At 54.4% G+C, this 13,936-nt stretch carries 13 protein-coding genes; 10 read left to right on the top strand and 3 right to left on the bottom strand.

Annotated features, from left to right (window positions below; all coding sequences use genetic code 11):
* Nucleotide 1 precedes the first annotated feature (1 nt).
* The 5 genes from cyoB (at nucleotide 2) to N6G83_RS31515 (ending at nucleotide 5,536) form a co-directional block, all read left to right on the top strand.
* The gene (cyoB, locus tag N6G83_RS31535) at nucleotides 2-1,993 is read left to right on the top strand and encodes a cytochrome o ubiquinol oxidase subunit I (protein WP_211135995.1); all 1,992 of its coding nucleotides are present in this window, start codon (nucleotides 2-4) and stop codon (nucleotides 1,991-1,993) included.
* Nucleotides 1,983-2,597: a cytochrome o ubiquinol oxidase subunit III gene (locus N6G83_RS31530; protein WP_024528376.1), complete on the top strand. Its 615-nt coding sequence runs from the start codon at nucleotides 1,983-1,985 to the stop codon at nucleotides 2,595-2,597. Before cyoB ends, N6G83_RS31530 begins: the two co-directional genes overlap by 11 nt.
* The gene (locus N6G83_RS31525) at nucleotides 2,598-2,936 is read left to right on the top strand and encodes a cytochrome o ubiquinol oxidase subunit IV (RefSeq protein WP_024483939.1); all 339 of its coding nucleotides are present in this window, start codon (nucleotides 2,598-2,600) and stop codon (nucleotides 2,934-2,936) included.
* Between the two features lie 17 nt (nucleotides 2,937-2,953).
* Nucleotides 2,954-3,844 (top strand): heme o synthase, encoded by an 891-nt coding sequence (gene cyoE / locus N6G83_RS31520; protein ID WP_074030765.1) that lies wholly within the window; start codon nucleotides 2,954-2,956, stop codon nucleotides 3,842-3,844.
* 327 nt (nucleotides 3,845-4,171) lie between these two features.
* Nucleotides 4,172-5,536 carry an MFS transporter gene (locus N6G83_RS31515; RefSeq protein WP_024483938.1) on the top strand — a complete coding sequence of 455 codons (1,365 nt, stop codon included), beginning with the start codon at nucleotides 4,172-4,174 and terminating at the stop codon, nucleotides 5,534-5,536.
* A 373-nt stretch (nucleotides 5,537-5,909) separates the two neighbouring features.
* Here N6G83_RS31515 and N6G83_RS31510 read toward each other — a convergent pair whose 3' ends face one another.
* Nucleotides 5,910-6,401: a YajQ family cyclic di-GMP-binding protein gene (locus tag N6G83_RS31510; RefSeq protein ID WP_024483937.1), complete on the bottom strand. Its 492-nt coding sequence runs from the start codon at nucleotides 6,399-6,401 to the stop codon at nucleotides 5,910-5,912.
* 169 nt (nucleotides 6,402-6,570) lie between these two features.
* On the opposite strand from N6G83_RS31510, the gene panE reads away from it, so the two are divergent.
* Entirely contained in the window at nucleotides 6,571-7,482 is a 912-nt protein-coding gene (gene panE / locus N6G83_RS31505) for a 2-dehydropantoate 2-reductase (RefSeq protein WP_024528640.1), read from the top strand.
* Complete coding sequence (gene yajL, locus N6G83_RS31500) at nucleotides 7,445-8,035, top strand: protein deglycase YajL (RefSeq protein WP_024483935.1); 591 nt, start codon at nucleotides 7,445-7,447, stop codon at nucleotides 8,033-8,035. Before panE ends, yajL begins: the two co-directional genes overlap by 38 nt.
* Before the next feature lie 40 nt (nucleotides 8,036-8,075).
* Here the strand turns inward: yajL and N6G83_RS31495 are convergent, their stop codons facing one another.
* Nucleotides 8,076-8,867: a DUF4198 domain-containing protein gene (locus tag N6G83_RS31495; protein WP_211135996.1), complete on the bottom strand. Its 792-nt coding sequence runs from the start codon at nucleotides 8,865-8,867 to the stop codon at nucleotides 8,076-8,078.
* A gap of 177 nt (nucleotides 8,868-9,044) precedes the next feature.
* A complete protein-coding gene (gene thiI / locus N6G83_RS31490; protein ID WP_024528642.1) occupies nucleotides 9,045-10,493 on the bottom strand; it encodes a tRNA uracil 4-sulfurtransferase ThiI in 1,449 nt (482 codons plus the stop codon).
* A 284-nt stretch (nucleotides 10,494-10,777) separates the two neighbouring features.
* On the opposite strand from thiI, the gene xseB reads away from it, so the two are divergent.
* The 3 genes from xseB to dxs are packed head-to-tail and all read left to right on the top strand — an operon-like array spanning nucleotide 10,778 to nucleotide 13,833.
* Complete coding sequence (gene xseB / locus N6G83_RS31485) at nucleotides 10,778-11,041, top strand: exodeoxyribonuclease VII small subunit (RefSeq protein WP_024528643.1); 264 nt, start codon at nucleotides 10,778-10,780, stop codon at nucleotides 11,039-11,041.
* A 5-nt stretch (nucleotides 11,042-11,046) separates the two neighbouring features.
* Entirely contained in the window at nucleotides 11,047-11,949 is a 903-nt protein-coding gene (gene ispA, locus N6G83_RS31480; RefSeq protein WP_024528644.1) for a (2E,6E)-farnesyl diphosphate synthase, read from the top strand.
* A 21-nt stretch (nucleotides 11,950-11,970) separates the two neighbouring features.
* Nucleotides 11,971-13,833, top strand: a complete 1,863-nt coding sequence (gene dxs, locus N6G83_RS31475; RefSeq protein WP_024528645.1) for a 1-deoxy-D-xylulose-5-phosphate synthase — start codon at nucleotides 11,971-11,973, stop codon at nucleotides 13,831-13,833.
* Nucleotides 13,834-13,936 lie beyond the last annotated feature (103 nt).

Here is a 13,936-nt window from a genome sequence, read left to right as displayed (position 1 = left end):
GATGTTGGGAAAATTAACACTTGATGCGGTTCCGTTGCATGAACCGATCATCATGGTCACCGTTGCTGCAATCATCGTTGGCGGGCTGGCCCTGCTGGCGCTGATCACGTATTTCGGCAAATGGAAGTGGCTGTGGAGCGAATGGCTGACCTCGGTCGACCATAAAAAAATCGGTATCATGTACATCATCGTGGCCATGGTCATGCTGCTGCGTGGTTTTGCTGATGCCATCATGATGCGTAGCCAGCAGGCGCTCGCGTCTGCCGGTGAGGCCGGATTCCTGCCGCCGCACCACTACGACCAGATCTTTACCGCGCACGGCGTCATCATGATCTTCTTCATGGCAATGCCTTTCGTGGTGGGCCTGATGAACGTGGTGGTTCCGTTGCAAATCGGTGCGCGCGACGTTGCCTTCCCGTTCCTGAACTCCCTGAGCTTCTGGTTCTTCGTGGTCGGCGTGGTCTTGATCAACATCTCGCTGGGTGTCGGTGAATTCGCACAGACCGGCTGGTTGGCCTATCCACCGTTGTCGGGTAAGGAATACAGCCCTGGCGTCGGGGTCGATTACTGGATCTGGAGTCTGCAGATTTCCGGTCTGGGTACCCTGTTGACCGGTGTGAACTTCTTCGCCACCATCCTGAAGATGCGTGCCCCTGGCATGCCGATGATGAAGATGCCGGTATTCACCTGGGCAGCACTGTGTACCAACGTGCTGATCATCGTCTCCTTCCCAATTCTGACCGTCACCGTCGCGTTGCTGACCCTGGATCGCTATCTGGGCACCCATTTCTTTACCAATGATATGGGCGGCAACATGATGATGTACATCAACCTGATTTGGGCCTGGGGTCACCCAGAGGTGTATATCCTGGTTCTGCCAGTGTTCGGTGTCTTCTCTGAAGTTACCGCCACCTTCTCGAAGAAACGTCTTTTCGGCTATACCTCACTGGTATGGGCAACCATCGCGATCACCGTCCTGTCGTTTATCGTTTGGCTGCACCACTTCTTTACCATGGGGTCAGGCGCCAACGTTAACGCCTTCTTCGGGATTGCCACGATGATCATTTCCATCCCGACCGGGGTGAAAATCTTCAACTGGCTGTTCACCATGTACCAAGGCCGTATTCAGCTTAACTCCGCGATGCTGTGGACCGTGGGCTTCATCATCACCTTCTCCATCGGTGGGATGACCGGCGTGCTGCTGGCGGTACCGGGTGCCAACTTCGTGCTGCACAACAGCCTGTTCCTGATTGCCCACTTCCATAACGTGATTATCGGTGGTGTGGTGTTCGGTTGCTTCGCTGGCCTGACCTACTGGTTCCCTAAATCCTTCGGCTTCCGTCTGAATGAGACCTGGGGTATCCGCGCATTCTGGTTCTGGATCATCGGTTTCTTCGTTGCCTTTATGCCGCTGTACGCACTGGGCTTCATGGGGATGACCCGCCGTATCAGCCAGAATATCAATCCTGAGTTCCACCCTCTGCTGATGGTTGCGGCTGGCGGTGCAGCGCTGATTGCCTGCGGTATCCTGTGCCAAGTGATCCAGGTTTACGTCAGTATCCGTGACCGCGAGCAGAACCGCGATCTGACCGGTGACCCGTGGGGTGCACGTACGCTGGAGTGGTCAACATCTTCACCACCTCCGTTCTATAACTTCGCCGTAGTGCCAGAAATTCACGATCGTGATGCGTTCTGGGACATGAAAGAAAAAGGCGAAGCCTATAAGAAACCCGCGAAGTACGAGCCGATTCATATGCCGAAGAATACCGGCGCCGGTGTGATTATTGCTGGCTTCAGCCTGGTATTTGGTTTCGCGATGATCTGGGATATCTGGTGGATGGCGATTGCTGGCTTCGTCGGCATGATCGTGACCTGGATCGTCAAGAGCTTCGATGAAGATGTTGATTACTATGTGCCGGTTGATGAGATCGAGCGCATTGAGAACCAACACTATGAACAAATCAGCAAAGCAGGCGTGAAACATGTCAACTGATACTCTGACCAACCATAGCGCAGCCCATGCCGAGCATGGGCACCACGACGCAGGAGAAACCAAGGTCTTCGGATTCTGGATCTACCTGATGAGCGACTGTATTTTGTTTGCGAGCTTGTTCGCAACCTATGCAGTACTGGTGAACGGGACCGCGGGCGGTCCCACTGGGAAAGATATCTTCGACCTGAATTTTGTACTGGTTGAAACTTTCCTCCTGCTGTTCAGCTCCATCACCTACGGTATGGCGATGATCGGCATGAACAAGGGCAAGGTAAGCAGCGTTAACACCTGGCTGTTCTTGACCTTCCTGTTTGGCGTCGGCTTCGTGGCGATGGAGATCTATGAATTCCATCACCTGATCGCCGAAGGTTACGGCCCAGATCGCAGTGCGTTCCTCTCCAGCTTCTTTGCGCTGGTGGGTACTCACGGTCTGCACGTGACCACCGGCCTGATCTGGATCATCATCATGATGATTCAGGTGAGCAAGCGTGGCCTGAACCCAACCAATAAAACCCGTCTGATGTGCCTGAGCCTGTTCTGGCACTTCCTGGACGTGGTCTGGATCTGCGTATTTACCGTTGTCTACCTGCTGGGGGTAATGTAAATGAGCCATTCATCCCATGATACCTCTCACGGCGGCGCAAGCCACGGTAGCGTGAAGTCATATCTGACCGGCTTTATACTGTCGGTCATTCTGACGGTAATTCCATTTGCGATGGTGATGAGCGGCAGCGCCTCTCACTCCACCATCCTGGCGGTTGTGGTCGGCATGGCGGTTATCCAGGTGATCGTTCACCTGGTTTACTTCCTGCATATGAACACCTCATCGGAAGAGCGCTGGAACCTGGTGGCATTGCTGTTCACCGCTATGATCATCGGTATCGTTGTTGTGGGTTCACTCTGGATTATGTACAACCTCAACATCAACATGATGGTCGATTAAGAGCAGAGCTGGACGTGATGATTAAGCAATACCTGCAAGTAACTAAACCAGGAATTATTTTCGGTAATTTAATTTCTGTCGTCGGGGGATTCCTGCTCGCTTCCAAAGGGAGCATCGACTATCCCCTGTTTCTCGCCACCCTGTTAGGGGTCTCGTTGGTGGTTGCCTCGGGCTGTGTATTTAACAACTACATTGACCGCGACATCGACAAGAAAATGGAGAGAACGAAGAACCGGGTGCTGGTAAAAGGCCTGATCACGCCGAGTGTGAGCCTGGTTTACGCTACCTTGCTGGGTATTGCTGGTTTTGCACTGCTGTATATCGCAGCCAACCCGTTGGCCATGTGGCTGGCGGTGATGGGCTTTGTGGTTTATGTCGGCGTTTACAGCCTGTACATGAAACGCCACTCGGTATACGGCACGCTGATCGGCAGCCTGTCTGGAGCCGCGCCGCCGGTGATTGGCTACTGCGCGGTCACCAACGAGTTTGACGCTGGTGCATTGATCCTGCTGGCCATCTTCAGCCTGTGGCAGATGCCGCATTCCTATGCGATTGCCATCTTCCGCTTTAAAGATTACCAGGCAGCCAACATCCCGGTACTGCCGGTGGTGAAAGGCATCTCCGTTGCCAAAAACCACATCACGCTCTACATCCTGGCGTTTATGATCGCCACGCTGATGCTGACCCTTGGCGGTTATGCTGGCTACAAATACCTGATCGTCGCAGCGGCGGTGAGCGTATGGTGGCTAGGCATGGCGTTACGCGGCTACAAAGCGGAAAATGACAGCGTCTGGGCGCGCAAACTGTTTGTGTTCTCAATCGTGGCCATTACCTCACTCAGCGTAATGATGTCGATCGATTTCAGTGCCAGTGCGACACCGGAAACCCTGTTGACCTACGCTTGGTAAAACAGCGGTTATCTGCGAATGGGCCGCTTAGCGGCCCATTTTATTTGTTTCGGAGAAAAGCACACCAACTGTAATATCTGTTAAACAACATTCGATTTACCCCCCCTGCCCTACGCACTAGAATGACGCAACTTTGCCGAGGCTATTCCAACTGGCTAAGTCCCCCGCTTAACCTGTTGGAATAGGTTCGATACCCTATGAATTTCAAGTTGCAGCTAGGCGACAAGCTTGCTCATCCCCAGGAGCTTACTTTTGTAAGTGACTGGGGTGAGCAAGTGCAGGTAACAACGCTGCAACTTGAAAGGCGATGGGTTAACTGAGGTTTACATGAACGACAATATTATGACGCCCCAAGAACGCCGCGCAACCTGGGGCTTGGGTACCGTATTTTCCCTACGCATGCTCGGCATGTTTATGGTGTTACCGGTCCTGACCACCTATGGGATGGCGCTGCACGGTGCCAGCGAGGCACTGATCGGCCTGGCTATCGGTATTTATGGCCTGGCGCAGGCGGTATTTCAGATCCCCTTCGGCCTGATTTCCGACCGCGTTGGCCGTAAGCCGCTGATCGTCGGCGGGCTGTTGATCTTCGCCCTTGGCAGCGTGATCGCAGCCTTAAGCGACTCTATCTGGGGGATCATTCTTGGCCGTGCATTGCAGGGTTCCGGGGCAATAGCTGCTGCGGTGATGGCGCTGCTGTCGGATTTAACCCGCGAACAGAATCGTACCAAGGCGATGGCGTTTATCGGCATCAGCTTCGGTATCACCTTTGCTATCGCCATGGTGGTGGGCCCGATAGTGACCCATGCTTTCGGTTTGCATGCGCTGTTCTGGATGATAGCCGTGCTGTCATTAGCCGGTATCGCGATTACCTTGCTGGTCGTCCCTTCTGCCGATGAACACGTGCTGAACCGGGAATCGAGCATCGTACGGGGCAGTTTCAGTAAGGTGCTGAACAATTCGCGGCTGTTGAAACTCAATTTTGGCATCCTGTGCCTGCATATCCTGCTGATGTCCAGCTTCGTCGCCCTGCCGCTGGCAATGGAAAAAGCCGGGCTGGCCGCGGCGGACCACTGGAAAGTCTATCTGGTCACCATGTTGGTTTCTTTCATTGCCGTAGTGCCATTTATCATCTATGCAGAAAAATATCGCCGCATGAAGCAGGTCTTTATGGGGTGCGTAGCGGTTCTGTTTTGCGCCGAGGTGGTGCTGTGGTTTTCTGGCCAGCATCTATGGGGCATCATTGCTGGAGTGCAGTTATTCTTTATGGCGTTTAACGTCATGGAAGCCATCCTGCCTTCGTTGATTAGCAAAGAGTCCCCTGCGGGTTATAAAGGCACGGCGATGGGCGTTTACTCCACCAGCCAGTTTATTGGCGTGGCCATCGGCGGCAGCGTGGGCGGCTGGTTATATGGTTTTCAGGGAGCAGGATTGGTCTTTATCGCCGGTGCGGTACTTGCCGCCGTCTGGTTTGTGGTCAGCAGCACCATGAAAGAGCCACCTTACGTCAGCAGCCTGCGTATCACGTTGTCTGAACTGGCGGTAAAAGATTCGGCGTTACAAAGCCGCTTGCTGGCTCAGCCGGGCGTAGCGGAAGCAGTTGTGGTTCCCGAGGAGCGCAGCGCTTACGTGAAGGTAGATACCAAACAGACCAATCGCGGCCAGTTGGAAGCCCTGATCGCAGCGCTTTAAGGATACCCATCTACTTTGGCTTGATCGTCTGTTGTTCCCCCTCACCCCAACCCTCTCCCCAAAAAGGAGAGGGAGCGGGTACGGCATTATAGTCAGGCACAACACTCTGTCTGTGACATGTTCAGTTGAATATTTGACGTGGGGTTGCAGACTGGAACAGACGTAACGTTGTGGCACGATCGGTCCCTTCCCCAAAAAGGATAAGGGGCTGGTACAGCATTATAGTCAGGCACAACACTCTGTCTGTGGCATGTCCAGTTGAATATTTAACGCGGGGTTACAGACTGGAACAGACGTAAAGTTGTGGCACGATCGGTCCCCTCTCCCTGTGGGAGAGGGTTAGGGTGAGGGGCTACCCCCAGATCGGCACTACTTAATCGCGGAAGTTTTTAAACTGGAACGGCTGCCCCAGATCGGCACCACGGATCAGCGCCATCACGCTTTGCAGATCGTCACGCGCCTTACCGGTAACGCGGATTTCATCACCCTGGATCTGCGCCTGTACCTTCAGCTTGCTGTCTTTGATCAGCTTGACGATCTTCTTCGCCATTGAGCTTTCGATCCCCTGCTTGAGCTTGGCATCCACGCTGTAGGTTTTGCCACTGTGGGTCAACTCTTCCGGGATCTCCAGCGCGCCGCCTTCAATGCTGCGTTTCATCAGTTTTTCGCGCAGGATATCCAGCAGTTGCTGCACCTGGAAGTCAGACTCGCTGGCGACCTTAATGCTTTCGTCTTTCTCGTTCAGCTCAAAGCTGGCCGGTACGTTACGGAAATCCCAACGGGTGCTGAGATCGCGGGTAGCGTTATCAACGGCGTTGCGAACTTCCTGCATATCAATTTCGGAAACGATGTCGAAAGATGGCATACTTCTCTTCCTCCTGAATGGGTGCTCTATGATTTCGTTGCCGTGCATGATACCCGCTTTGCGGTTTCAGGCAAAATTCGGATATGCGCTTGAACAAGACGTTCAATAACAGATAAGCCTATAATCAAAAGGATCCACCAGTGGTCTTACCGGACACCAAGGAGATTTAATGAAAATAACCATTCTTGGTTGCGGTGCACTCGGACAACTGTGGCTTGCCAAGCTATATCAGCAGGGCCACGATGTACAGGGATGGTTACGGGTGCCCCAGCCATTTTGTGCGGTCAACGTCATTGACCCCGACGGCACATCGTTTAACCGTAATTTGCCCACCAACGATCCCGAACACCTGCGGCAAAGTGAGTTACTGCTGGTTACACTGAAAGCCTGGCAGGTTTCCAGCGCGGTGACGGCATTGCTGCCCAAACTAAACCCTCGCTGTGCCATTTTGCTACTGCATAACGGCATAGGAACTCAAGAGGAGTTGCCACCGCACAGCCAGCCGGTGTTACAGGGCATCACCACGCATGCCGCACGCCATGATGGTAACACTATTGTGCACGTCGCCAACGGCACCACCCATATCGGCCCAACGACACGGCAAGCCACCCATCTCAGCCATCTGGCAGAGATACTGCATCAAGCCCTGCCAGACGTTGCCTGGCATAACAATATTACTTCGGCCAGTTGGCGCAAGCTGGCGGTCAACTGCGTCATCAACCCGCTAACCGTACTGTATGACTGCCGTAATGGCGATCTGCAACGCTATCCTGAGCAGATAGAGCTTATCTGCCGTGAAGTGGCTAGCGTGATGGAGATGGAAGGCCACCACACCTCGTGCGAAAGCCTGGTGTTCTATGTGATGCAGGTGATCCAGTCAACGGCGGACAACATCTCCTCGATGCTGCAGGATATCCGTTCTCAGCGGCACACAGAGATCGACTACATTACCGGTTATTTGCTGCGTCGCGGACGCAGCCACGGCATTCCCCTGCCAGAAAATACCCGCCTGTTTGAAATCATTAAACGCAAGGAAAATAGCTATGAGCGCATCGGTATTGGTCTGCCTGGCACCTGGTAGTGAAGAAACCGAAGCCGTAACCACCATCGACCTGCTGGTTCGTGCCGGAGTCAAAGTAACGACCGCCAGCGTTGCCAGTGACGGTGGCCTGACCATCGTCTGCTCACGCGGCGTGAAGCTGCTGGCAGACGCTCCCTTGGTGGCGATTGTTGATGACCACTTTGACGCCATCGTCTTACCTGGCGGCATCAAGGGTGCGGAATGTTTTCGCGATAGCCCGTTGCTGGTGGAAAAAGTCCGCCAGATGCATCTGCAAGGCAATATTGTCGCCGCCATCTGTGCGGCACCGGCCTTGGTATTGCAGCATCACCAACTGTTCCCGATCGGCAATATGACCGGCTTCCCCGGCCTGAAAGAGCAGATCCCAGAAGGGCAGTGGATGGAAAGACGCGTTGTGTTCGACCCGCGCGTCAACCTGCTCACCAGTCAAGGGCCAGGCACCTCGATGGAGTTTGCCCTGAAACTGATCGATTTGCTGTTGGGTAAGGCCAAAGCGGCAGAGATAGCGGCACAGCTGGTACTGATCCCTGGCATGTACGACTTCCGCGATTGAATCAATATCGGCAGGCCGGGTGGCCTGCCAAGCCAATGACTTATTCGCTGATGGTAAAGGTCAGCGTTGAAAGCAACACGGATTCATCACATTTCGCCTTATCCACATAAGGCAGTTTATGTTCGGTTTCGACTACCCAATATCCTGCCTTCAGCGGGTAAACATTGACTTTGCCCTTGCCGTCGGTCTGATTCAAAAAGGCTTTGGCATGACTATGAGTATGCCCGTGGTGCTCATGTTGGTCGCCAAAACCGGCAAACGTCGCCGTCACATCGGCATTCTTTAGCGGTTTCCCGTCATACAATACCTGTATTGGCAACGGCTGCCCTGGCTTGATAGTAGCCGGGTTGGCTAACGGGATAATTTCCAACTGCAATCCCTGCGGCTGGCTGATGACGGCGGTCTCTGTCGCACCATCGATGTTCACAATGGTCTTACCGAACATGGAGGCCCGCTCGCAGTACAGCGCATCCGGCATTTCCGTCCTGCTCTGCTGTTGCCATCCCGCTTTATTTTTCGACCAATAGGTGGGTTTATAGAGAGCGATAGCGGCATAGCTGCCCTTGGCTAACGGTTTTTCCGTCACGAACTGGTAATTCTCTTTACCAGGCTTCAGCATCAGATCCCCATTTTTTCCGATCAGCTGTGCCGGTGCGAAAATGTGCAGGCGATCTTCAGGGATCGCTTCTGCGGTAGGGAACTCATCTCCATAACCGAGCTCTATCGTGCTCTGCCCACCCGCAGCGGGTAGCGCATTAACCCATAAAGAATGGGCCTGAGAATGGCTGACAAACCAAAAAGGCAGTATCACCACCAACTGTTTTAACTGCATTAACCTGCTCCTTTCCCAATCAATAAAAAGATATGTTATAACGTAACAATAAATAAACCAAAGTAAGCCACTCTGTCAAAGTTATTCGAGGGGAAAGAGAAAAAAGGAGGATCAAACAGGGGAAGTGGTTATGGGTAGCAACACCAAAGAAACGGCATTGCTACCCTGCAACGCAGATTACGGGCGGTAGACTTTAACGTTAGCGTAGCCCTGCTCCAGCAGGTACAGCGCTTGCAAACGGCTCATCACGCCGCGCTCACAGTACAGCAGATAGGTTTTGCTCTGATCGAGATCGGCAAACTGCGTGCCTAACTTGTAGAACGGCAGCAGTTTGACTTCCACCTGCGCCAGTTGCAGCGGTTTCTCTTCCTGCTCGTCCGCCGAGCGGATATCCAGGATCACTTCGTCAGCGCTGAATTCAGCCACGGTTTCTACTTCGGCGACCTGCTGACTGGTTTCTTCTGCGATAGTGCGGATATCGACGTTACGCGCTTCGCGCACCACGCGATCGAGGATCTCGAAGTCAAAGTGCCCTTCTTCCTCTTCAATCCTGGTTTTGATTGCCTTGACCGTCGGGCTTTTTGAGATCACACCACAATACTCCGGCATGGTCTTGGCGAAGTCTTCAGTGCCGATTTCACGCGCCACGTTGATGATGTGCTCTTTATCATGCGAGATCAGCGGGCGCAGGATCAGGGTATCGGAGGCGTTATCGATCAGGCGCAGGTTGGTCAGGGTCTGGCTGGAAACCTGGCCCAGCGCTTCGCCGGTCACCAAAGCCTGCACGCCATAACGTTCAGCAACCTGGGAAGCGGCACGCACCATCATACGCTTGAGCACCACGCCCATCTGGCCGTCATCGACCTTTTCCAGGATCTCACCGACCACCGGTTCGAAATCGATCGCCACAAAGCGCACCTTGTGTGAGCTGCCGAAGCGGTTCCACAGATAGTAGGCAACCTGCTTGACGCCAATTTCATGCGCCGCGCCACCCAGATTAAAGAAGCAATAATGTACGCGACAGCCACGGCGCATCAGCATATAGCTGGAAACACCGGAGTCAAAACCGCCGGAAATCAGTGACAGCACATCTTCCTGGGTGCCGATCGGGTAGCCGCCAATGCCTTCGCGGCGCGCCTTGACCAACATCAGCTTGTCGTCATCGATCTCCAGGTTCACCGTGACCTGAGGGCGAGAAAGTTTGACGCGTGCGCTTTCAATATGTTGGTTCAAACCGCCACCGACGTAACGCTCAACATCCTGCGAGCTGAACTCATGCTTGCCACGGCGTTTCACCCGTACGCAGAAGGTCTTGCCTTCCAGTTGCTCGCGGTAGGTTTCCAGCGTCTGCTCAAAGATGTGGTGGACATCGGTATAGGCGCGATCTTCCACCTCCAGGATATGGTGAATGCCGGGAATACGCGTCAGGGCATCGGCAATCACCGGGCGCTGATCTTCATCTTTGGCACGCACCTCGATAAAATCCCAGTGACGGACAACCGCCAGAGTTTCATCATACTGCTTCAGGACGTTACGGATGTTGGTAGTCAGGATCTTAATAAAGCGCAAGCGCACAGATTGACTCTTGATGGTGATTTCCGGGAACAATTTAATGATAAACTTCATGGCGGTCTTTATAGTCTGATGAAAATTAGGCAATACCTCTGCCCTACGGGGTTCAGCGGCGGCGGTTAGCTGCCACTGCAAGGCTATTAGGTATACAATGGCGATAAGATTGATAAAATCGCGGGCTGGCCGAGCTTTTATCAATCTTATCTGGGCGCGAAGTATATCACTATCTGCACGCGCGCCGTGCACAAAACCACATAGACGTGCCATGATTTGCTAATCAAGATCCGCTAGGATAGGCTCGGGCCCCACTGTTCACATGATGATGTAAAAAGAAAACTATGGCGAAAAAACCTGCACAATCAGACAGTAAAGAGCAAGGCATCAGCTTTGAGAATTCTCTGAGCGAACTTGAGAGTATCGTAACCCGTTTGGAATCCGGCGAGCTGCCGCTGGAAGATGCGCTCAATGAGTTTGAACGTGGCGTCCAATTGGCTCGCCAAGGCCAACAAAAGCTGCAACAGGCTGAGCAGCGCGTACAGATCCTGCTCAACGACCATAACGACGATGCTGCACTGACCCCTTTTACCCCGGACGCTGAGTAATTACGATGTCTGAGTTCCACGATCAGTTACAGGCCTTCCATCAGCGCAGCGATCGCGCACTGCTTGGTTATATCGCTCCGCTGCCGTTCAATGAGGGCAAAATGGTTGAGGCGATGCGTCACGGCGCCTTGCTGGGCGGTAAACGGCTACGGCCTTTCCTGGTTTACGCCACCGGGCAAATGTTTGGCCTGAGCCTGGAGAATCTGGATGCCCCAGCGGCAGCGGTGGAGTGCATCCATGCCTATTCGCTGATCCATGACGACCTGCCAGCGATGGATGACGACGATCTGCGCCGTGGCCAGCCAACCTGCCATATCAAATTTGGCGAAGCTAACGCGATTCTGGCGGGCGATGCCCTGCAAACGCTGGCTTTCTCGATCCTGGCTGACGCCGACATGCCCGATGTGGCACTGCGCGATCGGCTGGCGATGATTTCCGAACTGGCCAAAGCCAGCGGCGTTGCCGGTATGTGCGGTGGCCAGTCGCTGGATCTGGAAGCCGAAGGCAAGCAGATCGATCTACAGGCACTAGAACAAATCCATCGCCATAAAACCGGCGCGCTGATCCGTGCTGCGGTTCGCTTGGGGGCATTGGCCGCCGGTGAACCGGGCCGTGCTGCACTCCCTGAACTTGACCGTTACGCGGCCGCCATTGGCCTGGCGTTTCAGGTGCAGGACGATATTCTTGACGTCGTGGGCGAAACCGAAAAAATCGGTAAACGCCAAGGCTCCGACCAACAGCTTGGCAAGAGTACCTACCCGGCCCTACTTGGGCTTGACAGCGCCAAGTTAAAAGCGTGGGATCTCTATCAGGAAGCCTTGGCCGCATTAGACTCGTTGGCCACACAATCTTATAACACCGCACCATTACGTGCATTGGCCAACTTCATTATTGAACGCGACAATTAACTCCTCTGATATGAGTACTGAATGAGTCTTGATATAGCCAAATACCCGACCTTGGCCTTAGCGGAAAATCCTGAAGAACTCCGCTCGTTGCCAAAAGAAAGCCTGCCGAAGTTGTGTGATGAACTGCGGCAATACCTGCTGGACAGCGTCAGCCGTTCCAGTGGCCACTTTGCGTCTGGGCTGGGTACCGTCGAGCTGACGGTGGCACTGCATTACGTCTACAACACCCCTTTCGATCACCTGGTTTGGGACGTTGGCCATCAGGCTTACCCACACAAAATCCTGACCGGTCGGCGTGACCGCATCTCGACCATTCGCCAGAAAAACGGCCTGCACCCATTCCCGTGGCGCGCCGAAAGTGAATATGACGTGTTGTCCGTTGGCCACTCTTCAACCTCGATCAGCGCGGGTCTTGGTATGGCCGTGGCCGCCGCGCGTGAGGGCAAAAACCGCCGCACCGTCTGTGTGATTGGCGACGGTGCCATCACCGCAGGCATGGCGTTCGAAGCCATGAACCATGCGGGCGACATCACCCCGGATATGCTGGTGGTGCTGAACGACAATGAAATGTCGATCTCAGAAAACGTCGGGGCGTTGAATAATCATCTGGCGCAACTGCTGTCTGGCAAGCTCTACTCCACGCTGCGCGAAGGCGGCAAGAAGGTGCTTTCCGGTCTGCCGCCGATCAAAGAACTGCTCAAGCGTACCGAAGAACACCTCAAAGGTATGGTAGTCCCAGGCACGCTGTTTGAAGAGCTGGGCTTTAACTATATTGGCCCGGTAGACGGGCACGACGTGCAGGGATTGGCCGCTACGCTAAAAAACATGCGTGACCTGAAAGGCCCACAGTTACTGCATATCATGACCAAAAAAGGCCGTGGCTATGCTCCGGCAGAAAAGGATCCGATCAGCTTCCATGCGGTACCGAAATTCGATCCGGCGAGCGGCACCCTGCCAAAAAGTGCTGGCGGCCTGCCAACCTATTCCAAGATCTTTGGCGAATGGCTGTGTGAAACGGCGGCCAAAGACAGCCAACTGATGGCGATCACGCCAGCCATGCGCGAAGGTTCCGGCATGGTGCAGTTCTCTCGCGACTATCCGCAGCAGTATTTCGACGTGGCGATCGCCGAGCAGCATGCGGTGACTTTCGCCGCCGGGTTGGCGATCGGCGGTTACAAGCCGGTGGTGGCGATCTACTCCACCTTCCTGCAACGCGCCTACGATCAGGTGATCCACGACGTGGCGATCCAGGAGCTGCCGGTGATGTTTGCCATCGATCGCGGCGGCATTGTCGGTGCCGACGGCCAGACCCACCAGGGCGCCTTTGATATTTCGTTCCTGCGCTGCATCCCGAATATGGTGATCATGACGCCGAGCGACGAAAACGAATGTCGCCAGATGCTGTACACCGGTTATCACCATAACGCTGGCCCAAGTGCGGTACGCTACCCACGGGGCAACGGTACGGGGGCAACGCTGGAACCTCTGGCCGCACTGCCGCTCGGTAAGGGCATCGTGCGCCGCGAAGGGGAAAAGATTGCCATCCTCAACTTTGGTACCCTGTTGGCGGAAGCCGCTCAGGTCGCCGAAGCGATGAACGCTACGCTGGTGGACATGCGCTTCGTCAAACCACTGGACGAACAGTTGGTGCTGGAAATGGCCGCCAGCCACGAAGTGTTGGTGACGCTGGAAGAAAACGCCATTATGGGCGGCGCTGGCAGTGGGGTTAACGAATTGCTGATGGCCAAACGCCGTGTAGTGCCCGTACTGAACATTGGCCTGCCGGATTACTTTATCCCACAGGGCGGCCAGGAAGAGATCCGCAGCGATCTGGGCCTGGATGCGGCCGGTATTCAGCGCCAGATCGAAACCTGGTTGGCATAAACTAGCTAGGGGCGCCGCACTGGGCGCCCTTATCAATCCCACCCTTCAGCGCCACGCCCATCATTTCTGCATCATTTTCCGCTACAGTTATTTTTTGAACGGT

The organism is Serratia sp. PL7 (assembly GCF_945957435.1).
This window is presented reverse-complemented; position numbering and strand designations above follow the sequence as displayed.

What these genes read in the sequence shown, in the direction of transcription:
- N6G83_RS31530 (WP_024528376.1), top strand. Translation starts at nt 1,983, where the DNA reads ATGTCAACTGATACTCTGACCAACCATAGCGCAGCCCATGCCGAGCAT.
- panE (WP_024528640.1), top strand. Translation starts at nt 6,571, where the DNA reads ATGAAAATAACCATTCTTGGTTGCGGTGCACTCGGACAACTGTGGCTT.
- N6G83_RS31515 (WP_024483938.1), top strand. Translation starts at nt 4,172, where the DNA reads ATGAACGACAATATTATGACGCCCCAAGAACGCCGCGCAACCTGGGGC.
- N6G83_RS31495 (WP_211135996.1), bottom strand. Translation starts at nt 8,867, where the DNA reads ATGCAGTTAAAACAGTTGGTGGTGATACTGCCTTTTTGGTTTGTCAGC.
- cyoE (WP_074030765.1), top strand. Translation starts at nt 2,954, where the DNA reads ATGATTAAGCAATACCTGCAAGTAACTAAACCAGGAATTATTTTCGGT.
- ispA (WP_024528644.1), top strand. Translation starts at nt 11,047, where the DNA reads ATGTCTGAGTTCCACGATCAGTTACAGGCCTTCCATCAGCGCAGCGAT.
- N6G83_RS31510 (WP_024483937.1), bottom strand. Translation starts at nt 6,401, where the DNA reads ATGCCATCTTTCGACATCGTTTCCGAAATTGATATGCAGGAAGTTCGC.
- yajL (WP_024483935.1), top strand. Translation starts at nt 7,445, where the DNA reads ATGAGCGCATCGGTATTGGTCTGCCTGGCACCTGGTAGTGAAGAAACC.
- dxs (WP_024528645.1), top strand. Translation starts at nt 11,971, where the DNA reads ATGAGTCTTGATATAGCCAAATACCCGACCTTGGCCTTAGCGGAAAAT.
- thiI (WP_024528642.1), bottom strand. Translation starts at nt 10,493, where the DNA reads ATGAAGTTTATCATTAAATTGTTCCCGGAAATCACCATCAAGAGTCAA.
- N6G83_RS31525 (WP_024483939.1), top strand. Translation starts at nt 2,598, where the DNA reads ATGAGCCATTCATCCCATGATACCTCTCACGGCGGCGCAAGCCACGGT.
- cyoB (WP_211135995.1), top strand. Translation starts at nt 2, where the DNA reads ATGTTGGGAAAATTAACACTTGATGCGGTTCCGTTGCATGAACCGATC.
- xseB (WP_024528643.1), top strand. Translation starts at nt 10,778, where the DNA reads ATGGCGAAAAAACCTGCACAATCAGACAGTAAAGAGCAAGGCATCAGC.